This is a genomic window from Pantanalinema sp., from assembly GCA_036704125.1.
GTDB lineage: Bacteria > Cyanobacteriota > Sericytochromatia > S15B-MN24 > UBA4093 > JAGIBK01.
Genome location: DATNQI010000085.1, coordinates 59,742 through 81,337, shown reverse-complemented (window position 1 = coordinate 81,337; position 21,596 = coordinate 59,742). Strand labels below are relative to the sequence as shown.

Sequence of the window (21,596 nt, the reverse complement as noted above, 5' to 3'; positions counted from 1 at the left end):
GCGACTGAATCAAAAGCAAAGGAGGCGCCCCGGTCGGGACGCCTCCTTTGCTTTTGATTGGCGTGCTTAGCTCGCCTGATTCAGCCACTTGCGCTCGAGCACGAAGGTGCCGAAGGGCAGCACCGCCGCGAGCAGGACGCCCGGGGCCCGCTTCAGGGGCCACTTCAGCTCGGTGAACAGCAGGTAGGCGGTCACCAGGTAGGTGACGAACAGGAAGCCATGAAGCGAGCCTGCGACCTTCACGGCCATGGGCATGCCCGCCAGGTACTTGAGGGGCATGGCGACGCACAGGAGCAAGAGGAAGCTGATGCCCTCGGCGAGGGCGACGGCGCGGAAGCCGCGGATGACCGGGGAGTCGGTATTCATGAAAACCTAAGCCTTCTGAGCGCTGGGGATGCGGCCGACGCGGTTGCGCCCGGCCTGCTTTGCCTGGTAGAGGGCCTCGTCGGCCGTGTGGATCAGCTCGTCCATGGTCCCGGCGTGGACGGGGAAGGTCGCGACCCCGAGGCTCGCCGTGATGACCTTGTGGGGCAGCTTCTCCTGGTCGGTGAAGGGGTACTCCTCGATCCAGCCCCGGATCCGCTCGGCCACGTGCAGGCCCGAGTCGTGGCCCGTCTCGGGCAGGATGATGGCGAACTCCTCGCCGCCGTAGCGCGCGACGATGTCCACCTTGCGCACCTTGTCCTTGAGCAGGGCCGCCAGCTGCTTGAGGACCGCGTCGCCGCCCAGGTGGCCGAGCACGTCGTTGGCCGACTTGAAGAAGTCGATGTCCAGGATGATGAGACTCAGCTGGTGGCCGTAGCGCTGCGATCGCTGCATCTCGCTCAGCAGGCGATCGTTGAAGTAGCGGCGGTTGTAGACCCCGGTCAGGCCGTCGGTGATCGCCTGGCGCTCGACCTTCTCGACCATGGCCGCGTTGGCCACCGTCAGGGCCGTGTGGCCCACCAGGGTCTCGACCACCTCGACCGCCGTGGGGTCCAGCTGGGGCGAGGTCGCGCAGACGACCACCCCCTGCACCTCCTGCTGGACGATGAGCGGGAAGGCCATGACCCGCCCCAAGGCCTCGTACGGGGTGCCCGCGAGGGAAGCCGGCGACAGATGCAGGCTCTTGGCGATCCCCTGGGCGCTCATGGCGACCCGCCACGGGAAGGGCAGCTCGTCGAAGAACCGGCGCTGGCCCGCGATCAGGGGCCAGCCGTCGCCGCGCCGCAGGAAGAGGGCGGCCTCCTCGATCGGCAGGAAGGTGGGAAGGTGCTCGATCAGGGCCTCGCAGGCGCCGCCGACGCTGAGGTGCTTGGCGATCGCGCCCATGGCCTCGTTCAGGTTCTTGAGGCCCTCGACCATGCGATCGGCGCGCTGCTTCTCCTCGAGGGTCTGGGCGTACAGCTTGCTCGTGATGAAGGCGCCGGTCGCCTGCTGCGCCAGGTCCGCCAGCAGCTCCTGCTCGTCGCTCGAGAAGGCGTGCGGCTCCTGGGTGCCCACCAGGAAGACCCCCAGGATCTCGCGCTGGGTCACCAGCGGGGTCGCCATGACCGAGGCGAGGGCGTGCTCGCGGATGGCCTCGGGGCAGCTCTCGGGCGCGGCGGCCAGGTCCTCGATCGCGATCGACTTGCCGGTCGCGACCACCTGAGCGAGAAAGCCCGCCTCGGCCAGGGACATGCCCTGGGCGGCCTCGCGCGTGCTCGCCTCCTGCAGCATCTTGAGCAGGCTCATGCCCTTGGGCTTGACGACGGCCAGATCCTCGACGACCTTGAGGCCACCGCCGTCCAGGTGGTAGAGGCCCGCGTACTGGGCCCCCAGCGCCTGGGTCGCCAGCGTGCAGATGGAGGCGGACAGCTCTCGCAGGTCGTAGGAGTTGTTGATCTGGTAGGACACCTGCTGGAGCGCGCGCAGCTTGCGCGTCAGCAGCGAGAGCTGATGCTCGCTCTCTTCCAGCTTTTGCCGTAATTCCAGGTCATCGGACACGAGGGGCCTCCTACCGGTTGAACGACTCCATCACCAGCTGGCTGACGGCGCGCAGGGTCTCGTTGACCCCGGTGCCGTCGCTGGCCACCGCCTCGAAGCTGGGGACGCCGTCGCGGTTCAACTCGGTCTCGAGCACGGGCACCGGCAGCGCGTCCGGCAGATCCCGCTTGTTGTACTGCATGACCCAGGGCACCGACTGCAGGGACAGGCCGTACTCGCTGAGGTTGGCCTGCAGGTCCTGCAGGCTCTCGAGATTGGCCGCCAGGCGATCGGGGCTCGAGTCGGCCACGAATACCACTCCATCGACGCCGCTGAGGATCGCCTTGCGTGAATTGACGTACTGGACCTGGCCCGGGACGGTGTAGAGCGAGAACTTGACCTTGAAGCCCTGGATCTCGCCGAGATCGAGCGGCATCATGTCGAAGAAGATGGTCCGCTCGGTCTCGGTCGCCAGCGTCAGGAGGTCGCCCTTGAGGTCATCGCCGAGGGTGCGGTGCAGCGTGACCAGGTTGGTCGTCTTGCCGCACAGCCCGGGGCCGTAATAGACGAGCTTGCAGAGAATCTCGCGCTTTCCGAAGTTGATCGTCGACATGGTCTTACAGGCGGCCCAGGAACACCGAGATCGCGTCCTTGCTGAAGGAGAAGGGCGTGTTGCGCGTGGACTCGCGCGCGGCGATGAGCACGGGGGTCAGCTGCTGGACCGCTTCCTCGACCGGGAGCTCGAAGCTCTCCTGAGCAGCGTCGGAAGCCACCGTCACGCCGAGCATGTCCTTGCTCTCCAGTAGGACCAGGATCAGGGTGCTGCGGTTCCCGCGGTGCTGGAAGGTGCGCACCTCGGGCTCGCCCAGAAGCGAGGTCAGGGCCGAGATGCTCTTGAAGATGCCGGCGATCAAGGACGAGATGGACAGGTCGTTGATGGAGCCCTCGCCGCAGCTTGCGAGCAAGAGCCCGCTGCGCTCGATGAGCAGGACCGACGAGGCAGCGGCCGCGTCCTTGAGCTTCGCGAGGTGCGCATCGATCTCGTGCTGCTGCGCCTCGGAAATCACAATCTGGGTCAGTACCTGCCGAGAATCGTCCACGTGCGCCTCCTTCCGGCCATCCATGAGGAAATCATACCCCAGCCGGCAGGGGAGCAAAAGAGGCCGGCCAAATCAGAGGACGCCCCTCAAGCCTCGACGCGCACCGCTCGAGCGGCAAAAAAGCGATATAATCGAAAGTGCGCACCGCACCCCGTCACAGGAGGGCCCCGCCATCAGCGACTCGACGACGCTCACGGTCTACACGGTCTCGGACGCCAGCGGGGAGACGGCCGAGCACGTCGCCCGCGCGGCGGCGCTCCAGTTCAAGGGCCAGAACCTCAAGCTGACCCGCCTGCCTCGCGTGCGCGCCCTGGCGCAGATCGAGGACGTGTTCAAGCTCGCGGCCGAGAGCCCCTGCATCATCGCCTACACCCTGGTCGAGCCGGCCCTGCGCGAGGCGCTCGAGGCCGAGGCCGCGCGCCACGCCATCCCCACCGTCGATTTGCTCGGCGGCCTGATCGGGACCCTCTCCCAGGTCCTCAACGTGCAGCCGCGCTTCGAGACGGGCCTGCTGCAGCTGCGCGACGAGAAGTACTTCAACCGGATGGAGGCCATCGACTTCGCCATCAAGTACGACGACGGCAAGGACCCCAAGGGCCTGATGCTGGCGGATCTGGTCCTGGTCGGCGTCTCGCGCACCTCCAAGACCCCCACCTGCATGTACCTGGCGCAGAACCGGGGGATCAAGGCCTCCAACGTCCCCCTCGTGATCAACGTGGCCCCGCCCAAGGAGCTGTTCGAGCTGCCTCCCGGCCGGGTCATCGGGCTCAACCTCAACGCCGAGGTCCTGCACGAGATCCGCACCGCGCGCCTGACGAGCCTCGGCCTCACGTCGAGCGCCTCGTACGCCAGCGAGGAGCGCATCTCCCAGGAGATCGACTACGCCCACCAGATCTTCCGCCGCCTGCGCTGCCCGGTCGTCGACGTGACCAACAAGGCCATCGAGGAGACCGCCAGCGAGATCCTCGAGCTCACCGAGCGCAAGGAGACCTACGTCTAAGCCCCGCCGCGTCGCGGCCGTCGAAGAGGACGGCCGCGACGTTTGACAAAGGAGACAACCCACGCCATGACGACCAAGGACCTGGCCGCCGATCCCGCGACCAAACCCATCTACCTCTTCGAGGAGGGCGACGCGACCATGCGCGACCTGCTCGGCGGCAAGGGCGCGAACCTGGCCGAGATGACCCGCGCCGGCCTGCCCGTCCCCCCCGGCTTCACCATCACCACCCGGGTCTGCAACCAGTACGAGGCCAACGGCTCCAGGCTGCCCGAGGGCCTCGTCGAGGGGGTGACCAAGGCCCTTGCGACCGTCGAGGAGAAGGTCGCAAAGCGCTTCGGGGATCCCGAGAACCCGCTTCTGGTCTCGGTCCGCTCGGGCGCCAAGTTCTCCATGCCGGGGATGATGGACACCATCCTCAACCTGGGTCTCAACGACCGGACCGTGCAGGGCGTCATCGCCCAGACCGGCAACCCGCGCTTCGCCTACGACGCCTATCGCCGCTTCATCGCCATGTTCTCCAACGTGGTGCTCGACCTCAAGCTCCACCACTTCGAGGCCAAGCTCGAGCAGTTCAAGCACCGCGACGGCGTCACCGAGGACACCGCCCTCTCGACCGAGACCCTCCAGGAAGTGGTCGCGGCCTACAAGGCGATGGTCCTCAAGGAGCTGGGCAAGCCCTTCCCCGAGGATCCCCACGCCCAGCTCACCATGGCGATCGAGGCGGTCTTCCGGTCGTGGGGCAACCCCCGCGCCATCACCTACCGCAACCACAACAAGATCGCCCACGACCTGGGCACGGCGGTGAACGTCCAGTCCATGGTCTTCGGCAACATGGGCGAGGACTCGGGCACCGGCGTCGCCTTCACCCGCAACCCCAGCACCGGCGAGAACGTCCTCTACGGCGAGTACCTCCTCAACGCCCAGGGCGAGGACGTGGTCGCGGGCCTGCGCACCCCGCAGCCGATCGCGACCCTCGAGGCGAGCCTGCCCGAGGTCTACGCCCAGTTCGTCGCGATCGCCCGGCGCCTCGAGGGCCACTACCGCGACATGCAGGACCTGGAGTTCACCATCGAGCGCGGCAAGCTCTACATGCTCCAGACCCGCAACGGCAAGCGTACCGCCCAGGCCTCGGTCAAGATCGCGGTGGACCTGGCCGAGGAGGGCGTCATCTCGCGCGAGGAAGCCCTCTCCAGGGTGGAGGCCTGCAAGCTCAACGAGCTGCTGCACCGCCGGATCGACCCCTCGGCCGTCCTCGACGTGCTGGCCAAGGGCCTGCCCGCGAGCCCCGGGGCCGCCACCGGCAAGGTGGTCTTCGACGCCGACGACGCCGAGCGCCTCGGAAAGGAAGGCGAGCGCGTCATCCTGGTGCGGGTCGAGACCTGCCCCGACGACATCCACGGCATGATCCAGGCCCAGGGCGTGCTCACCAGCCGCGGCGGCATGACCAGCCACGCGGCGGTGGTCGCCCGCGGCATGGGCAAGCCCTGCGTGGCCGGCTGCGAGAACCTCAAGGTGGACCTGGAGGCCAGGGCCTTCGAGGCGGCGGGCCGCCGCTTCGTCGAGGGCGACGTCGTCTCGATCAACGGCTCGACCGGCGAGGTCATCGCGGGCGAGGTGCCCATGATCGAGCCCGAGCTGACCCCCGAGTTCCGCCAGCTGATGGAGTGGGCCGACGCCGTGCGCCGGCTTGCGGTGCGCACCAACGCCGACACCCCCGAGGACGCCGCCAAGGCCCGCGAGTTCGGCGCCCAGGGCATCGGCCTCTGCCGCACCGAGCACATGTTCATGCAGAGCGACCGCCTGCCGGTGATGCAGCGCATGATCCTCGCCGAGACCGAGGCGGAGCGCCGAGCGGCCCTTTCCGAGCTGCTGCCCTTCCAGCGCGACGACTTCCGCGGCATCTTCGAGGCCATGGCCGGCTGCCCGGTCACCATCCGCCTCCTGGATCCCCCCCTCCACGAGTTCCTGCCCAACCAGGTCGCGCTCGCCTGCGAGGTCGCAGTCCTGAAGGCGACCGACCCCAAGAACCCCGAGCTGCCCAGCAAGGAAACCCTGCTCAAGAAGGTGAACAACCTCCACGAGGCCAACCCCATGATGGGCCTGCGCGGCTGCCGCCTGGGGCTGACCTTCCCCGAGATCAACGAGATGCAGGTCCAGGCCATCATGGAAGCCGCCTGCATGCTCGCCAAGCAGGGCGTCGAGGTCTATCCCGAGATCATGATCCCCCTGGTCGGGCACGTGAACGAGCTCGTGGCCGCCAAGACGCACCTGGAGGAGGTCGCCGAGGCCACCATGGCGCGCCTGGGCGTCAAGGTGGCGTACGCCTTCGGGACCATGATCGAGATCCCCCGCGCGGCGCTGACGGCCGACCAGATCGCCGAGCACGCCGAGTTCTTCTCGTTCGGGACCAACGACCTGACGCAGATGACCTTCGGCTACTCGCGCGACGATGCCGAGGGCAAGTTCCTCACCACCTACCTGGAGCGCAAGATCCTGCTGGACAACCCCTTCGAGACCCTGGACCAGGAAGGGGTCGGCGAGCTGATGAAGATGGCCGTGAGCAAGGGCCGCCGGGTCCGCCCCGGCCTCAAGCTGGGCATCTGCGGCGAGCACGGCGGGGATCCCAGCTCGGTCGAGTTCGCCGACGCGATCGGCCTCGACTACGTGAGCTGCTCGCCCTACCGGGTCCCCATCGCGCGCCTGGCCGCGGCCCACGCGGTCCTCGCCGCGACGACCGAGCGCGACAAGTAGAAAAAATCGAGGGCCCCGGCGGTATCAACCGCCGGGGCCCTCGCCTTTTAGCTGAGCTTACTGGTTCCCCGCCTCGCGCTCCTGGGCGTCGGCCTTGATCTTGGCGTCCTGGGCCGCGAACTGGGCCTTTGCGAACTGGGGATCGAACTTGAGGGCGTCCATGAAGGACTCGTAAGCGGCCGAGTACTTCTGCTCCCTGAGGAAGGCCAGGCCTTTCTGGTAGCTGTCCTCGGCCCCCTTCTGCTTGGCGACGCCCATCAGGCGCTTGGTCTCGGGGTGATCGGCCTTGATGACGAGCGCCTGGGCCAGGGCGTCGATGGCGCCCGGGTAGTTGCCCTCCTCGAGCAGGTCCTTGCCCAGCTTGAAGGTCAGGTCGAAGCTGCGGCGGTCGGCCTTCTCGGACTGGTCGAACACCACCTCCGCCGACTGCTTCTGGAACCGCTCGCGCTCCTGGCGATCGATCTCGGCCAGCCTGACCACGGGCAGGGGGTTGTTGATGTTGAGGCGCCAGCACTCCTTGAAGGCGGCCCGGGCCTGCTCGTAGTTGCCCTGCATCTGGTAAAGGGTGCCCCACATGGCCTGGTAGACGTCCTCCAGGCCCGCGGGAACGGCGTCCCTGGGCAGCACCTGCAGCTCGGCCAGGGCCATCATCGGGACGCGGTTCTGCAAGAGGGAGGCGACCAGCAGCATGCGCGCCGCCACGTCCGAGGGATCGTCCTGGAGCATGGCGCGGTAGACCGGGACCGCCTCGGCCCCGTCCAGGGTCAAGAGGACGCGGGTGCGCTTCTCGTTGAGGACGCGGTAACTGCGCAGGGCCTCGTCGACCTTGGAGACCTGGAACCAGCTCTCGTAGCACTTGGCCAGGTAGTAGTAGGGGCGCGGATCGTCGGGGAAGCGCTTGGTGTAGCTCTCGAGCACGTCGCGGGCGCGGCCGAAGTCCCTGCGCTCGACCGCGGCGATCCCGTCCTTGAGCTGACCGGCCCAGGCGGGGAGGCTCGAAAGAACGCCGCAGGCGACGCCGAAGGCAAGAAGGGTGTTGCGCAGCTTGTTCACTGTCCCGAGACTCCTCACGTCAAAGCGGTGTGTGCCTCTGGTATACCCGTCCGACGAAGCGGGCAAACGAAAGGTTCCCTCGCCGCGGCGGGGCTAGACCGAGCACCCAACAAAACCAGGCATGCATCGCCTTTGGCCGCCGAGGGCGGCTGGATGGAACAGTTTTGTTGGACGCTACGCCTCTTCCTCGACGGCCAGCGGCAGGTCGATGGGATGCTCGACCAGGACCTGCTGGATGCGGATCCCCTTCACGGCCTTGACGGTGATCGAGATGCCCGGCAGCTGGATCACGTCGCCCACCTTGGCCACCCGGCCCAGCTTGTTGATGACCAGCCCCCCGATGGTCTGGTAGCCGTCCATGGGCAGACCGATGCCGAGGGTCTCGTTGACCTCCTCGATGCCGGCCATGGAGTCGACCACCGCGAGGCCGGGCGACACCGGGCGGACCGGGGCGAGCTCCTCGTCGTACTCGTCGCGGATCTCGCCGACGATCTGCTCGAGGATGTCCTCGACCGTGACGATGCCGGCGGTGCCGCCGTACTCGTCGTTGACGACCGCCAGCTGGATCTCCTCGAGCTGCATCTCGCGCAAGAGCTCGTTGAGGCGCCGGTTCTCGGGCACGAAGTAGGCCGGGTGCATGCGCTCGGCGATGACGAAGGGCTCGTGCCGGGCCGCGGCCAGGAGGGCGTCGCGGGCGTGGACCACCCCCACGATGTCGTCCACCGACTCGCGGTAGACCGGCATGCGCGAGTAGCCCTCCTCGGCGATCAGCGCCACCAGCTCGGGAAGGGGCGTCTGCTCGTGGATCGCCACCATGTCGACGCGCGGGGTGAGGATGGCGCTGACCCGGGTGTCGTCGAAGGCCAGCGCCGACGACACCAGATCCGACTCGTCCTCCTCGATGACGCCCTGCTCGTGGCCGATCTCGAGCAGCATCCGCAGCTCGTCCTCGGTGTAGCGGGGGGCCGCCAGGGCCTCGTGGGCGCCGAGCAAGCGAATCAGCGGGGTGGTGACGACCAAGAGGGCGGTGATCACCGGCCGCAGGAGCAGCACCGCGAAGCGGATGGGGGCCGCGATCGTGAAGGCCACCATCTCGGGCTGGGCCGCGGCGATGGACTTGGGCACGATCTCGCCGACGACGACGATGAGCAGCGTCAAGCCGACGATGGAGAGGGCGGCCGCGCGGCCGCCGAAGTCGTGGACCCACTCGGCGACCAGGACGGTGCCGAAGACCGTCCCCGTGATGACGCAGAGGGTGTTGCCCAGGAGGATGGTGGAGAGCAGGTGGCGGGGCTGCTTGATCAGGGCCGAGACGAGCTGGGCCCCGGGCTCACCAGCGTCCAGGCGGGCGCGAAGCCTGGCGCGATTCAGCGACATCAGGGCCGTCTCGGCTGCCGAGAAGAGCCCGGACAAGACAAGCGCCACAGCGAGGACCAACCCCGCAAGACCAGGCGTTAAAATAAGGATCCTCCTTGCAGGAAACCTTTCTCCCGCGAGATTCCTTTCCCCCCGGCCGGAGCGACGACGACCCGACCGTGCGACGTATTATAGCATGGTCCTTGCAGGCCTCTGAGATTAAGGTCACCTTCAGGCAACCACCACCTCGCATTAAGAAAGATCCCGCCGCGCCGCCCGATAACGATCCATGAACGCCCCCTGCCGGATCGACGAGGACTCCGCGTTGAAACACCGCCGTCTCACCTTGAGCCTCCTGGCCAGCGCCGTGCTGGCCGGCTGCGCCCTTCCCGGCGCCGGCACGCCGGGTGCCGCGAGCGCCGGGCCCGACGTGAGGGCCCAGCAGCGCTCGGCCCGGCAGTGGAAGGACGAGGTCGTCTACTTCGCCTTCCTCGACCGCTTCTCCAACGGCGATCGCACCAACGACCACCACGTGGACCGCGCCAACCCCACCGCCTACCACGGCGGCGACCTTCAGGGCCTGATCGACAAGCTCGACTACCTCTCGGACCTGGGGGTCACCACCCTCTGGCTCTCGCCGCTGCTCGACAACGACGACGACCAGCTCAAGAAGACCGGCCTGTGGGGCTACCACGGCTACTGGACCAAGGACTTCTCGGCGATCGACGAGCACCTCGGCACCCTCGAGAAGGCCCAGGAGCTCACGACCAAGGCCCACCGCAAGGGCATGAAGGTCCTGCTCGACGTGGTCTGCAACCAGGCGGGCTACTCCTTCCCCGTCCAGAATCCCCGCTACCAGGGCTTCTTCCACTCCTTCGGCGACATCCAGAACTGGGACGACCCGTGGTGGTGCGAGAACGGCTCCCTGTTCGGCCTGCCCGACTTCGCCCAGGAGAAGCCCGAGGTCTCGAAGTTCCTCGTCGACACCTACCTGGGCTGGGCCGAGAAGCTCGATCTGGACGGCTTTCGGATCGATGCGCTCAAGCATGCCCCCAAGGGCTTCTGGAAGGAGCTCAACGCGAGCTCCCATGCGGCCAGGGGCCAGGGCTTCATGACCCTCGGCGAGATCCTCCACGGGGACCCGGGGGTGGTCGCGAGCTACCAGCGCGAGAGCAAGTTCGACAGCCTCTTCGACTTCCCGCTCTACTACACCATGACCGACGTCTTCGCCAAGGGCGCCTCCATGCGCCGCCTGGGCGATCGCTTCGCCCAGGACGCCCTCTACCCGGACGCGAGCATGCTCAGCCCCTTCGTCGACAACCACGACGTGCCGCGCTTCCTGTCGCAGGCGGGCGGCGACGTGAGCAAGCTCAAGCTCGCCGTGGCCTGCGCGCTGACGGTGCGCGGGATGCCCATGATCTACTACGGCACCGAGGTGGCGCTCGGGGGCGGGGCCGAGCCGGACAACCGCCGCGACATGACCTGGGGCGCCAACGAGGACATGCGCGCCTACACCAGGCAGCTGCTTTCGATCCGCAAGGGCTCGACGGCCCTGCGGCGCGGTAAGCAGCTCGAGATGTGGCAGGACGACCAGGTCTACGCCTACCTGCGCCAGGCCCCGGACGACGAGGCGGTGGTCGCCCTCAACAACGACGACCGTTCGCAGCAGCGGCTCATCCCCCTGCGCGCCGAGAGCAAGCTCGTAGAGGGGACGGTCCTGGTCGATCGGCTCACGGGCGATCGCGTGACGGTCAAGAGCGGCAAGATCCAGGTCTCGCTCGGGGCAAAGCAAGCGCGCATCCTCTGCGCGGATCCCGCCAAGAAGCGCTAGCGTCAGAAGGAAGGAAGCGCCGCCTGTGCCCCCTGGCCGCCGCCGGCGGCGATCTGGCGCTCGACGGCCCGGGTGCCGAGGTCGAGCAGCTGGCGGGCCTCGGGCCAGAGCTTCTGGCTGCCCAGGAGCACGACCGTGACCGGGTTCTCGCTCTGGGCCTGGCCCACGTAGCAGTGGCGCGCCGCGAGGGTGTAGCCGGTCTTGCCGAGCACCGGGTAGTCGTACTGGGTGAGCAGGCGGTTCTTGTTGTGGACCGTCACCGACGGGTGGTGGCCGGGCCACTCCAGCGCGATGGAGGTCGTCGTCGCGATCCGGACGAAGACCGGGTTCTGGAGGGCGGCCTGGAGGATGGCGGCCAGGTCCCGGGCGGTGGAGTAGTGCTTCTTGTGGGGCAGGCCGTTGGAGTTGGCGAAGTGGGAGTCGCTGGCCCCCAGCAAGCGGGCCTTGCGGTTCATGAGGACGGCGAACTGGGCCTCGGATCCCGCGATGTGCTCGGCGAGCGCCACGCACGCGTCGTTGGCGGACTTCATGAGGGCGGCATAGCACAGCTCGCGGACGGTGTAGGTCTCGCCGGCCTTGAGGCCGAGCTTGGAGGGCTCGGCGGCAGCCGCCCTGCGCGAGACCGTGACGGTGTCGTCCAGGTGGGCGCTCTCGAGGGCGACCAGCACCGTGAGGACCTTGGTGGTGCTCGCGGGCGGGAGCTTGGCGGTGGGGTTGCGCTCGTAGAGGACGTTGCCCATGGCGTCGAGCACCAGGGCCGACTTTGCCGACAGCGCGGTCTCGGCCGAGGCCGGGAGCGCCGAGAGCCCGAGGATCAGCGCCCCGATCAGGATGAAGAGACGATTCTGCATGGACACCCCCGACACCGCCTGACGTCGCTCGCTGGGCGCAATCGCCACCTGTCGTACTATACCCACCGAGCAAGCCGATCATTAGGCCGATCCGGCCGAAAAATTCCGGCGATTCGGCTCCGGCGGGGCATCGCGAGCGATCCTTGACAACCCCCCTCAAAACCCTTACTTTTTGCTGGTTTGAGCCCCGCTCACCTCGCTGAAAGGCTTTCCATGGCCCAACCGGCCCTTTCCCCCGACGCCGCAGCCCCGCGCCCCGGCATGGTCGCCGCGCGCGCGCGCCGGGGCCTGGCGAGCGCCAGCGCCCTGAGCCTCGCCCTCCTCGGTGCCTTCGCGCTGCTTGCGATCGCGGCCCCCTGGGTCTGGCACGGCGATCCCCTCTTACAGCTCAGCGACGGTCTCGACGCGGTCGGCATGCCCCTTCCCCCCTCGTGGGCGCACCCCATGGGCACCGACGACCTGGGCCGCGACGTGCTCGCGCGCTGGCTGGTGGGCGCGCGCGCCTCGCTGTGGGTGGGCCTCTTCGCCACCGCGCTCGCCGGCGCCATCGGCGGGGCGGTCGGCATCCTGTCGGGCTACTTCCGGGGGTGGGTGGACCTCGCGCTCATGCGCCTGACCGAGGTGGTCATGGCCTTCCCGACCCTGCTTCTGGCCATCGGCCTTTCGGCGGTGCTGCCCTCCTCGCCCTGGATGGTGGTGCTGACCCTCGGGCTGGTGGGCTGGACGGCGATCGCCCGGGTGGTGCGCGCGAGCGCCCTCTCGGTCCGCGAGCAGGAGTTCATCGAAGCCTCCCGGGCGATCGGAGCCCCCCACGGCTGGATCATCGCCCGGCACGTGCTCCCCAACGTCGCGCCGATCCTGGCCTCGCTGCTCACCCTCAAGCTCGCCGACATGCTCCTGCTGGAGGCGGCGCTGAGCTTCCTGGGGCTGGGCGTGCGGCTCCCCGACCCCAGCTGGGGCAACATGATGCAGGGCGGGCAGGCCTACTTCTACTCGGCCCCCTGGCTCATCGCCATGCCGGGCTTCGGGATCCTCGCGGTCGTGCTGGCGGCCAACGTGCTCGGCGATCGCTGGGGCGAGAAGGGAAAGGCCTGAAGCATGGACGTCGAGCTCGACGCCTACACCGAGCGCACCGTCACCCTCTCGGCGGCGCCTTGCGAGGTCGCGCGCTACTTCTCGGCCAACGAGGCGCTGCTCGGCAAGCTCATCGGGCCCGAGCGGGTCACCTGCCAGGGCCCCGGCCTGTACCGCGTCGCCACCCGCGGCTTCTCGGCCCTGGGCCTGTCGGTGACGCCGTGCTTCGACGTGGCCTTCACCGACCGCCCCGGCGTCACCCACATGCAGAGCAAAGGCTGCCACCTGGTGTCGAGCAGCGACCTGGACCTCACGGCCGGCTTCGAGGGCGAGGCCCAGTTCCTCGGCCTGGGCGACGAGACCACCCTGTTCTGCTGGACCCAGGCCGAGGCGAGGCTCAGGCTGCCCCGGGCCCTCGGCCTCTTGCCCCACGGGGTGGTCCATGGGGCCCTCCAGGCCCTGATGCAGCACACCCTCGACGCCCTGAGCGCCCGCTTCGTCCCCCTCATCCGCGAGGACTTCGCGGCGTGGCAAGCCGAGGAGCGCCGGCGGCTGAGCAGCACCGGCGGATGAGCGAGGATTTCGACATGCCAGCCCCCCTTCTTTCGCCCCACGCGACCCGGTTGCTGATCCTCGGGCTCTGCCTGGTGCCGGCGCTCGCGGCGCCGGGCGCCGCCTGGGCCAGGCCCGGCACCCTGAGGCTCGGCCTCCAGGACGCCCCGAGCACCCTGGACCCGGCCATCGCCTCCAACGTGGCGGCCATCGCCGTGAGCCACTGGCTCTACAACGGCCTGGTCACCTTCGACGAGAAGGCCCGCATCGTCCCGGAGCTGGCCGAGCGCTACGCGGTCTCCAGGGACGGCAGGGTCCTCACCTTCACCCTGCGCAAGGGGGTGCGCTTCCACGACGGCAAGCCCCTCACCTCCTCGGACGTCGCCTACTCGCTCACGCGCCTCTTCTGGCCCGAGACCAAGTCCCCCGGCTCCAGCTTCTACCGCGCGATCGCAGGATCCGAGGAGGTGCTCTCGGGCGCGACGCGCAAGCTCGCGGGGCTGTCCACCCCGCGACCCGACACGCTCGTCATCAGGCTCTCGGCCCCCCAGCCCACCTTCCTGCAGGTGCTGGGGCTCAACTACGCGGCGGTGATCCCCGAGGGCGCCGGCGAGCGACCGGGCTTCGCCCAGGCCCCCGTGGGCACCGGCCCCTTCCGGTTCGGCTCGCTCGTCTCGGGCCAGCACCTGGAGTTCTCGCGCAACTCGCGCTACTTCAAGCCCGGCCTGCCCAGGCTCGACGCCATCAGCCTCCAGCTCGGAGTCAACGAGCAGGTCGAGGCCCTGCGCTTCGAGCGCGGCGAGCTGGACGCCATCGGCCTGCTGCGCGGCATCGGCGCGGCCGAGTACGCTCGCCTCGCCCGCGACCCGCGCCACCGGGACCGCTTCATCAACGGCCCCGACATGGCGACCAACTACGTCGGCATGAACACCCGCATGGCCCCCTTCGGCGACCCTCGCGTGCGGCAAGCCGTCGCCATGGCCATCGACAAGGCCAAGATCGTCCGGCTCGTCAACGGCCGGGGCCTGGTCGCCCGGGGCTTCCTGCCGCCGGGACTGCCCGGGGCGACCCCGGAGGGCAAGACCTACCCCTACGATCCGGCGCGCGCCAAGCAGCTGCTCGCCGAGGCCGGCTATCCCCGGGGCTTCGAGACCACCTACTGGTGCTCCAGCGCCCAGACCTCGCTCAAGATCGCCCAGGCCATCCACCACGACCTCTCGAGAGTCGGGATCCGCCTCACCCTCAAGCCCCTCGCCTTCCCGACCTTCCTGGCGGGCGTCGGCCGCGAGGGGATGGCCCCCATCTTCTCGGGCAACTGGTCCCAGGACTTCCCCGACGCCTCGAACTTCCTGGGGACGATCTTCTCGAAGCACGCCATCCGGCCGGTGCGCTCCCTCAACACCACCTTCTTCGAGGACGATCCGACCAACCGGCTCCTGGACCGGGCCGCCGTCACCATGGGCGACGCCGAGCGCTTCGCCCTCTACCACCAGGCCGAGCGCCGGGTGATGGAGCTTGCGCCCGTCGTCCCCCTCTTCCACTCCATGCGCTGCGTCCTGGCGCGGCCCGAGGTCTCGGGCCTGGTGCTGCACCCGGTCTGGCCGGTGGACGCCGAGCGCCTCAGCGTGAGGTAACGCATGATCTCCCTGCTTCGCCGCCTGCTCCTGGCCCTCGCCGTCTGGCTCGGGGTCGCCACCCTGACCTTCGGGCTCATGTACCTGATCCCCGCCGACCCCGCCCAGACCATGGCGGGCGCTCAGGCCGATCCCGAGACGGTGGCCGCGATCCGCACCCAGCTGGGCCTGGACGATCCGCTCGGCGTCCAGTACGTGCGCTACCTCTCGCACGCCCTTCACGGGGACTTCGGCCGCTCCTACGTCACGGGCGAGCCGGTGCTGCCGACCCTCCTCGCGCGCTTCCCCGCCACCCTCCAGCTCGCCTTCGGGGCGCTTGCGGTCTACCTGCTCTTGGGCGTCGGCTTCGGGATCGTGGGCGGCGTCCGGCCGCGATCGCTGGGGGATCGCCTGGGCCGGCTGGTGGCCGTGGGCGGCGTGTCGGTGCCCACCTTCTGGCTGGGGCTCGTGCTGCTTTACCTCTTCGCCTACAAGGCCCCCATCCTGCCGCTCGGTGGCTACGGCAGCCCCGCTCACCTGATCCTTCCCGCCCTCACCCTGGGGGCGGGCGGAGCGGCCTACTACGCGCGCCTGCTGCGCACCACCCTCCTTGAGGCCATGGAGAGCGACTACGTCCGCACCGCCAGGGCCAAGGGCCTCAGCGAGGGGAAGATCGTCGCCCGCCACGCCATGCCCAACGCCGCCTTGCCGGCGCTGACCCTGTTCGGCCTCGACTTCGCCCACCTCTTGGGGGGCGCGGTGCTCACCGAGAGCATCTTCGCCTGGCCCGGCATCGGCAGCAACGCCATGCAGGCGATCGCGAACCTGGACGTGCCCACCATCATGGGGACGGTCCTCTTCTCGGCCACGGTGATCGTCGTCTTCAACCTCGCGATCGATCTGCTCTACGGCCTCGCGGATCCCCGCCTGAGGGGGGTCTGAGCTTCCTCAACCAAACTTAAAGCAAGTTCCCGGCAAAGCCGCCGACAACCAGGGAGGCCGGAGGCGCCGCTTGGCGCTCGCTTGCTTTTGTGCTACCCTGTTAATCAGGGGTCAAAAGGCCAGGCCGACCGTTGGTACTCTCTTCGATGAAGCGGAGGATGCGCGATGGAAAAGGCTTTCAAGGGAGCCACCCCGCAGCAGAAGCAAAAGATCGTCGCCGACTACCTGCCGCTGGTCAAGAAGATCGCGCGCGGTCTGGCCCGCCGCAGCACCGATCCCGTCGACGACCTGATCCAGGTCGGGTCGATCGGCCTCCTGGAGGCCATCGAGCGCTACGAGACCGGCCACAACACCGAGTTCAAGACCTACGCCGTCCACTTCATCACCGGCCACATCCGGCACTACCTGCGCGACCGGCAGAACCTCATGCGCGGTCCGCGCGTGCTGCAGGAGCTGTCCTACCGCCTCTCGCAGGTCACCGCCAAGCTGACGCAGGAGTTCGGCCGCGAGCCGACCAACCACGAGCTCAGCAGCGCCCTCTCCGTCAGCCCCGAGCAGGTCGACGAGGTCAAGCAGTACGACCGCCGCGTGACCGTCCTGTGGCTGGACCAGGAGGGCCACGACGGCGACGACGACGAGCAGCGATCGCTGCTCGAGAGCCTCTCCGACCCCCGCTCCAGCAGCGACAGCCGCGACGAGCTCGACGAGAAGCTGATCCTGACCGAGGCCATGAGCCGCCTGCCCCACTCCCAGCGCGAGCTGCTCGAGATGCGCTACTTCCAGGACCTCACCCAGGCCGAGCTCTCGCGCCGGCTCGGGATCTCGCAGATGGAGGTCTGCCGGCGCCTCAAGAAGGCCGAGAAGCAGCTGCGCACCGTCCTGACCCCCAAGAACGCCTAGACCATGCTGCAGGAGGCCACCCGCGCCCTGGTCGCCGGCCGCTCGCTCGAGCGCGCCGAGGCCCGCGGCGCCATGGAGGCGATCCTCGCCCCCGCCCCCCCCGTCCAGGTCGCGAGCTTCCTCACCGCCCTGACCATGAAGGGCGAGACCCCCGACGAGATCGCGGGCCTCGCCGAGGCCATGCGCGGCCAGGCCGTTCAGGTGCCGGGAAGCTGGGGCGACCTGCTCGACACCTGCGGCACCGGGGGCGATCGCGCGGGCACCTTCAACATCTCGACCACCGCCGCCTTCATCGCCGCCGCCTGCGGCCTCAAGGTCGCCAAGCACGGCGGCCGCTCGGCCTCGAGCAAGTGCGGCAGCGCCGACGTGCTGGAGGCCCTCGGCATCGACGTCGAGCTCTCCCCCGAGGCGGCCGCCAGCTGCCTCGAGACCCACGGCATCACCTTCCTCTTCGCGCCGCGCTACCACCCGGCCATGAAGCACGTGGCCCCGGTGCGGCGCGAGCTGGGCTTCCCCACCGCCTTCAACCTGCTCGGCCCCCTCTGCAACCCGCTGCGCCCCACCCACCAGGTGCTCGGGGTGTTCCGCCACGCGCACGTCCCCCTGATGGCCCGCGCCCTGCGCGAGCTGGGCACCCGCCGGGCGCTGGTCGTCCACGGCCGCGGCGGCCTCGACGAGCTCTCGCTCGAGGGTCCCTCCGAGGTGGCCGAGCTCAAGGCCGACGGCACCATCCGCACCTTCCAGCTGGATCCGTCCGACGCGGGCCTCGCCCCGGCCCCGCTCTCGGCGCTCGCGGGCGGCGACGCCCCGACCAACGCGAACCTCATCCGCGCGGTGCTCTCGGGCGAGGACCGGGGCCCCTGCCGCGACGTGGTGCTCTGGAACGCCGCGGCCGCCCTCTGGCTCGGCGGGGCCGCCGACGACATGCGCGCGGGGGTGGCCCTTGCCGCCGAGACGGTCGACTCGGGGGCCGCGATCGCGAAGCTCGAAGCCTTCGGGCGCGCCACCAGGCCATCCTGACCCAGCAACGCAACCTCATAACAAAGTGGGAATCAGACCGGAAAAAGGCTTGCCATTTCTATTGCTTGCCCCTTATAATCGCGGTGTGTTAACGGAAGCTGGCTTGTGACGCGGCTTTCGCGGGCATGGCCCGCAGGAAAAGCCGCTTGCCACGCCATTTTCGGCAGAAGGGATTTCGAGGGATGAACAAAGAAGAACTCATCAAGCAGATCAGCGTCAAGGCCAAGGTCTCCCAGAAGGAAGCCGGCGAGTGCCTGAACGCCACCATCGAAGCCATCAGCTCGGCGCTGTCGAAGGGCGACAAGATCACCCTCGTCGGCTTCGGCACCTTCCAGGTGCGCGAGCGCGCCGCCCGCGAGGGCCGCAACCCCCGCACCGGCGCCGTCCTCAAGATCCCCGCCAAGAAGAGCCCCGTCTGGACCGCCGGCAAGACCCTCAAGGAGCGCGTCGAAGGCGGCAAGAAGACCAAGGCCGCTGCCGGCAAGAAGAAGTAAGCTTCGCCTCGCGCGTCGCGCCCCCCGGATCCTCAGGGATCCGGGGGGCTCTTCTCTTGGCGGCTACTTGCGCCGGGAGTGGGCCTGCTCGGCGCTCGGCGGGGTCCCCGGCTTCGTGAAAAGGGCGAAGGCCACCCCCCCCACGACCAGGCAGGCGGCGACCGCCACCGCCAGCCAGACCGCGCGAGGGCCCGGCCCGGAGCGCCTGGCGGGCTTGCGAGCGGCGGGGACCGGGGCGGCGAGCCTGCCGGTCTGCACCCTGAGCGGGGTGGTGAGGCGGCGCGCGGAGGGGGCCTGCGCCTCCTCCTCGGTTCCCTCGGCGCCCGCCAGCTGGTTGCGGCGCACGATCTGGGCGTCGAGGGCCGCGAGCACCTGCTCCGGGGTGCAGAGGCCGCGCGAGACCAGGAGGCGCCCGAGCGGCTGCGAGTCGAGGACCTGGTGGCGCAGCGCCTCGGCGAGCGAGGCCTCGCTCAGGACCTTCTGCTCGACGAGGACCTCCCCCAGCCGGAGCACCCCCATCTGGGTCAGGCGCTTCTTCTGGGTTTGCCAGGCGAGCACCGCCTGGAGGTCCTGGTGGGTGATGAGGCCCATGTTGATCAGCACCTCGCCCAGCGGCACCCGTCGCTTGGTCTGCTCGTCGGCGAGCGCCTGGAGCATGTCGGTGCGGGTCAGCTTCTTGCGCGCCACCAGGAGCTCGCCGAGCATGTCCGCCTCGGGCAGCATGACGCTGAGGGGGCGCTGGGCCTTGAGCGCCCCCTGGATATCGGCGGCCGAGCAGGCCTTGAGGTGGCCCGCCAGGATCTCGCCGAGGGGCTTGCGCAGCTGCGGCTGAAGGGCGATGGCCTCCTGGAGCTGGGCAGGCGAGACGCTGCCCTTGGCGACCAGGAGGGCTCCGAGGCGCTCGTGAAAGGCGCGCGCGCCGGGCTGGGCGATGCGGAAGTCGCCGACCACGGCCGTCACCATCGCCTCGAAGTTGGAGATGCCGAGGCGAAGGATGGTCTGGCCAAGGGTCTCCGGCGCCTCGCGCAGGGCGAGGGCGTCGCTGATGAGCTCCGGATCGAGGGCGTTGTAGGAGGCCAGCAGCCCCGCGAGGCTGGTGTCGGGGGCGCGCGAGCTCACGTCGTAGCCCCTGAACTCCGAGAGCCGCGCCATGAACTGGCTCCAGGTGTAGAGCTTGCCCATGGTGATGTCGTCGGCGGTGCCGCGCTCGCGGAAGAGGGCCTCGTCGCTCATCTTGGCCATGATGGGCCCCAGGTCGCGCTGGTCGACGCACAGCATCCCGCTCGAGGCGGGAAAGAGCAGGCGCGGGTTGACCGGGTAGGTGCGGGTCCCGATGCCCTGGATGCGGACCTCGCTGGCGGCGATCACGATCACGTCGCCGCGGAACATGACGCTGACCTTGACCGAGCGCCGCCGGCAGTATCCCTGCACGTCGCTGATGAAGATCCGGCTGGAAACGCTCGCCTGGGCCTTGTTGTTCCAGCCGCAGGCGCACCAGGGCCGATCCTGCCGGCTCGGGGGGATGGCCACCCCGCACTCGGGGCAGTTCAGGGCCACCGCCTCGACCCTCGCGGCCGCCAGCGCGCGCGGGTCCTCGATCGAGCCGAGGCCCTCGCGGGCATAGCCCGTCAGCTGGTGGTCCTGGGTGCTGTCGAGGACGAGCTTGTAGGTCTCGGCAGCCTTGAAGGCCTGGCCGTCCTTCTGGTAGGCGCGCGCCAGCATCAACCACACCTGGTGGTTGTCCGGGTTGAACTTGGTGGCGAACTCCAGGAAGACGATCGCCTCGGCGATCCGCCCTTCCTTGAACGCCTTGATGCCCATCTCCGCCTGAGCGTTCACCTGATGACCCTTGCTTGAACCTACCAGCCCGGCGCCGAATGGGCGCTTCCCTGCATTATACCCTCTCGAGGGGCCGCGCAACCTTCCGGGCTAGCAAGGGTTGTGCTAAGGTTCTGGGGTCGCCCCCTCGAAAGGATCGATCGTGCAACGCAAGATCTTCGGCTACCTGGTGATGCTGACCATCGGCGCGGCCGCGGGCGGCGCCATGGCCTCTTGCCGCCACGGCGAGGCCCCCGCGCCCGCGGCCTCGGGCTCGAAGACCGCCTCGAGCGAGCGGGCGCCCTCGGGCGGCTTGCCGGTCGGCACCGAGCGGATCGCGGATCTCGTCGAGCGCGCGGCCCCCGCGGTCGTCAACATCGACACCCTCACCCGGCAGCGCGTGAGCAGCGGCGACCCGTTCGAGGACTACTTCTTCGGCCCCCAGGAGACCCTCCAGAAGGGCGTCGGCTCGGGCTTCATCGTCGATCCCGGCGGGATCGTCGTCACCAACCACCACGTGGTGCGCAACGCCACCCGCCTGAGCGTGACCCTCAACGACGGGCGCAAGCTGAGCGGCCGCATCGTCGGGCGGGACCCGGCGACCGACATCGCCGTAATCAAGATCGAGGGCAAGGACCTGCCGACGCTCGCGCTCGGCGACAGCCACGCGCTGCGCGTCGGCGAGTGGGTGGTCGCGATCGGCAGCCCCCTGGGCCTCTCCAAGACCGTCACCGCCGGGATCGTCAGCGCCCTCAACCGCGACGTCTCGATCAGCGAGCGGGTGAGCTTCATCCAGACCGACGCCGCCATCAACCCCGGCAACTCGGGAGGCCCCCTGATCGACATGAACGGCCGGGTGATCGGGGTCAACACGGCGATCGCCGCCCAGGCCCAGGGCATCGGCTTCGCCATCCCGGCCGACACCGCCCGCGCGATCGTCGAGCAGCTCGCCACCAAGGGCAGGGTCGAGCGCGCCTGGATCGGCGTGAGCATCTCCGAATTGACCCCCGAGCGCGCCGCCCAGCTGGAGCGCGCGGCCGAGCCGGGCGTCCTGGTGCAGCGGGTGGTCCCCCGCGGCCCCGCCGAGCGCTCGGGCCTTCGCGCGGGGGACGTGCTGGTCTCGGTGGACGGCCTCAAGCTCGAGAAGCCCGGCGACCTGATCCGCCACCTCGCCGGCAAGAAGGTGGGCGAGACGGTCTCGCTCATGGTGAGCCGGGGCGGCCAGCGCAGGACCCTCTCGATCCGGCTGGGCGCCCTGCCCGAGGAGGCCGAGCGCCCCGCCGGGGAGTAGGCCCCC

The 21,596-nt window shown here is 69.2% G+C and carries 19 protein-coding genes; 11 read left to right on the top strand and 8 right to left on the bottom strand.

Features of this window, described 5'->3' with window-relative positions; translation table 11 throughout:
- Nucleotides 1-66: 66 nt before the first annotated feature.
- The 4 genes from V6D00_13715 to V6D00_13700 are packed head-to-tail and all read right to left on the bottom strand — an operon-like array spanning nucleotide 67 to nucleotide 3,044.
- A complete protein-coding gene (locus V6D00_13715; GenBank protein HEY9900225.1) occupies nucleotides 67-366 on the bottom strand; it encodes a DUF3817 domain-containing protein in 300 nt (99 codons plus the stop codon).
- A gap of 6 nt (nucleotides 367-372) precedes the next feature.
- Nucleotides 373-1,965, bottom strand: coding sequence for a sensor domain-containing diguanylate cyclase (locus V6D00_13710; protein HEY9900224.1), 1,593 nt, complete (start codon nucleotides 1,963-1,965; stop codon nucleotides 373-375).
- Nucleotides 1,966-1,975: 10 nt separating this feature from the next.
- Nucleotides 1,976-2,557, bottom strand: a complete 582-nt coding sequence (locus V6D00_13705; protein HEY9900223.1) for a GTPase domain-containing protein — start codon at nucleotides 2,555-2,557, stop codon at nucleotides 1,976-1,978.
- A gap of 4 nt (nucleotides 2,558-2,561) precedes the next feature.
- Entirely contained in the window at nucleotides 2,562-3,044 is a 483-nt protein-coding gene (locus V6D00_13700) for a roadblock/LC7 domain-containing protein (protein ID HEY9900222.1), read from the bottom strand.
- Nucleotides 3,045-3,066: 22 nt separating this feature from the next.
- Between V6D00_13700 and V6D00_13695 the strand changes: the two genes are divergently transcribed.
- Nucleotides 3,067-4,044 (top strand): pyruvate, water dikinase regulatory protein, encoded by a 978-nt coding sequence (locus V6D00_13695; protein ID HEY9900221.1) that lies wholly within the window; start codon nucleotides 3,067-3,069, stop codon nucleotides 4,042-4,044.
- Between the two features lie 66 nt (nucleotides 4,045-4,110).
- Nucleotides 4,111-6,795 (top strand): pyruvate, phosphate dikinase, encoded by a 2,685-nt coding sequence (gene ppdK, locus V6D00_13690; protein HEY9900220.1) that lies wholly within the window; start codon nucleotides 4,111-4,113, stop codon nucleotides 6,793-6,795.
- A 57-nt stretch (nucleotides 6,796-6,852) separates the two neighbouring features.
- On the opposite strand, the gene V6D00_13685 is transcribed toward ppdK, so the two are convergent.
- Both V6D00_13685 and V6D00_13680 read right to left on the bottom strand, forming a co-directional pair.
- Nucleotides 6,853-7,848 carry a tetratricopeptide repeat protein gene (locus V6D00_13685; protein HEY9900219.1) on the bottom strand — a complete coding sequence of 332 codons (996 nt, stop codon included), beginning with the start codon at nucleotides 7,846-7,848 and terminating at the stop codon, nucleotides 6,853-6,855.
- 174 nt (nucleotides 7,849-8,022) lie between these two features.
- Nucleotides 8,023-9,273, bottom strand: a complete 1,251-nt coding sequence (locus V6D00_13680; GenBank protein ID HEY9900218.1) for a hemolysin family protein — start codon at nucleotides 9,271-9,273, stop codon at nucleotides 8,023-8,025.
- 256 nt (nucleotides 9,274-9,529) lie between these two features.
- Between V6D00_13680 and V6D00_13675 the strand changes: the two genes are divergently transcribed.
- Entirely contained in the window at nucleotides 9,530-11,035 is a 1,506-nt protein-coding gene (locus V6D00_13675; GenBank protein ID HEY9900217.1) for an alpha-amylase family glycosyl hydrolase, read from the top strand.
- A 2-nt stretch (nucleotides 11,036-11,037) separates the two neighbouring features.
- On the opposite strand, the gene V6D00_13670 is transcribed toward V6D00_13675, so the two are convergent.
- Nucleotides 11,038-11,886 (bottom strand): D-alanyl-D-alanine carboxypeptidase family protein, encoded by an 849-nt coding sequence (locus tag V6D00_13670; GenBank protein HEY9900216.1) that lies wholly within the window; start codon nucleotides 11,884-11,886, stop codon nucleotides 11,038-11,040.
- 213 nt (nucleotides 11,887-12,099) lie between these two features.
- On the opposite strand from V6D00_13670, the gene V6D00_13665 reads away from it, so the two are divergent.
- The 7 genes from V6D00_13665 (at nucleotide 12,100) to V6D00_13635 (ending at nucleotide 18,481) form a co-directional block, all read left to right on the top strand.
- A complete protein-coding gene (locus V6D00_13665; GenBank protein HEY9900215.1) occupies nucleotides 12,100-12,981 on the top strand; it encodes an ABC transporter permease in 882 nt (293 codons plus the stop codon).
- Between the two features lie 3 nt (nucleotides 12,982-12,984).
- Nucleotides 12,985-13,533: a DUF1997 domain-containing protein gene (locus V6D00_13660; protein ID HEY9900214.1), complete on the top strand. Its 549-nt coding sequence runs from the start codon at nucleotides 12,985-12,987 to the stop codon at nucleotides 13,531-13,533.
- Nucleotides 13,534-13,547: 14 nt separating this feature from the next.
- Nucleotides 13,548-15,146: an ABC transporter substrate-binding protein gene (locus tag V6D00_13655; protein ID HEY9900213.1), complete on the top strand. Its 1,599-nt coding sequence runs from the start codon at nucleotides 13,548-13,550 to the stop codon at nucleotides 15,144-15,146.
- A gap of 3 nt (nucleotides 15,147-15,149) precedes the next feature.
- Entirely contained in the window at nucleotides 15,150-16,067 is a 918-nt protein-coding gene (locus V6D00_13650) for an ABC transporter permease (protein HEY9900212.1), read from the top strand.
- 165 nt (nucleotides 16,068-16,232) lie between these two features.
- The gene (locus V6D00_13645; GenBank protein HEY9900211.1) at nucleotides 16,233-16,967 is read left to right on the top strand and encodes a sigma-70 family RNA polymerase sigma factor; all 735 of its coding nucleotides are present in this window, start codon (nucleotides 16,233-16,235) and stop codon (nucleotides 16,965-16,967) included.
- A 3-nt stretch (nucleotides 16,968-16,970) separates the two neighbouring features.
- Nucleotides 16,971-17,987, top strand: a complete 1,017-nt coding sequence (gene trpD, locus V6D00_13640) for an anthranilate phosphoribosyltransferase (GenBank protein ID HEY9900210.1) — start codon at nucleotides 16,971-16,973, stop codon at nucleotides 17,985-17,987.
- 182 nt (nucleotides 17,988-18,169) lie between these two features.
- Nucleotides 18,170-18,481, top strand: coding sequence for an HU family DNA-binding protein (locus V6D00_13635; protein ID HEY9900209.1), 312 nt, complete (start codon nucleotides 18,170-18,172; stop codon nucleotides 18,479-18,481).
- A 63-nt stretch (nucleotides 18,482-18,544) separates the two neighbouring features.
- Here V6D00_13635 and V6D00_13630 read toward each other — a convergent pair whose 3' ends face one another.
- Nucleotides 18,545-20,320 carry a tetratricopeptide repeat protein gene (locus tag V6D00_13630; protein HEY9900208.1) on the bottom strand — a complete coding sequence of 592 codons (1,776 nt, stop codon included), beginning with the start codon at nucleotides 20,318-20,320 and terminating at the stop codon, nucleotides 18,545-18,547.
- Between the two features lie 142 nt (nucleotides 20,321-20,462).
- Here V6D00_13630 and V6D00_13625 point away from each other — a divergent pair, with 142 nt between their 5' ends.
- Nucleotides 20,463-21,590: a trypsin-like peptidase domain-containing protein gene (locus tag V6D00_13625; GenBank protein HEY9900207.1), complete on the top strand. Its 1,128-nt coding sequence runs from the start codon at nucleotides 20,463-20,465 to the stop codon at nucleotides 21,588-21,590.
- The last annotated feature ends 6 nt before the right edge of the window (nucleotides 21,591-21,596 follow it).

Bases quoted from the DNA above. Each gene is read 5' to 3' on its own strand.
- V6D00_13660 (HEY9900214.1), top strand. From the start codon at position 12,985: ATGGACGTCGAGCTCGACGCCTACACCGAGCGCACCGTCACCCTCTCG.
- V6D00_13695 (HEY9900221.1), top strand. From the start codon at position 3,067: ATGAGGAAATCATACCCCAGCCGGCAGGGGAGCAAAAGAGGCCGGCCA.
- ppdK (HEY9900220.1), top strand. From the start codon at position 4,111: ATGACGACCAAGGACCTGGCCGCCGATCCCGCGACCAAACCCATCTAC.
- V6D00_13655 (HEY9900213.1), top strand. From the start codon at position 13,548: ATGCCAGCCCCCCTTCTTTCGCCCCACGCGACCCGGTTGCTGATCCTC.
- V6D00_13635 (HEY9900209.1), top strand. From the start codon at position 18,170: ATGAACAAAGAAGAACTCATCAAGCAGATCAGCGTCAAGGCCAAGGTC.
- trpD (HEY9900210.1), top strand. From the start codon at position 16,971: ATGCTGCAGGAGGCCACCCGCGCCCTGGTCGCCGGCCGCTCGCTCGAG.
- V6D00_13705 (HEY9900223.1), bottom strand. From the start codon at position 2,557: ATGTCGACGATCAACTTCGGAAAGCGCGAGATTCTCTGCAAGCTCGTC.
- V6D00_13715 (HEY9900225.1), bottom strand. From the start codon at position 366: ATGAATACCGACTCCCCGGTCATCCGCGGCTTCCGCGCCGTCGCCCTC.
- V6D00_13645 (HEY9900211.1), top strand. From the start codon at position 16,233: ATGGAAAAGGCTTTCAAGGGAGCCACCCCGCAGCAGAAGCAAAAGATC.
- V6D00_13670 (HEY9900216.1), bottom strand. From the start codon at position 11,886: ATGCAGAATCGTCTCTTCATCCTGATCGGGGCGCTGATCCTCGGGCTC.
- V6D00_13665 (HEY9900215.1), top strand. From the start codon at position 12,100: ATGGCCCAACCGGCCCTTTCCCCCGACGCCGCAGCCCCGCGCCCCGGC.
- V6D00_13650 (HEY9900212.1), top strand. From the start codon at position 15,150: ATGATCTCCCTGCTTCGCCGCCTGCTCCTGGCCCTCGCCGTCTGGCTC.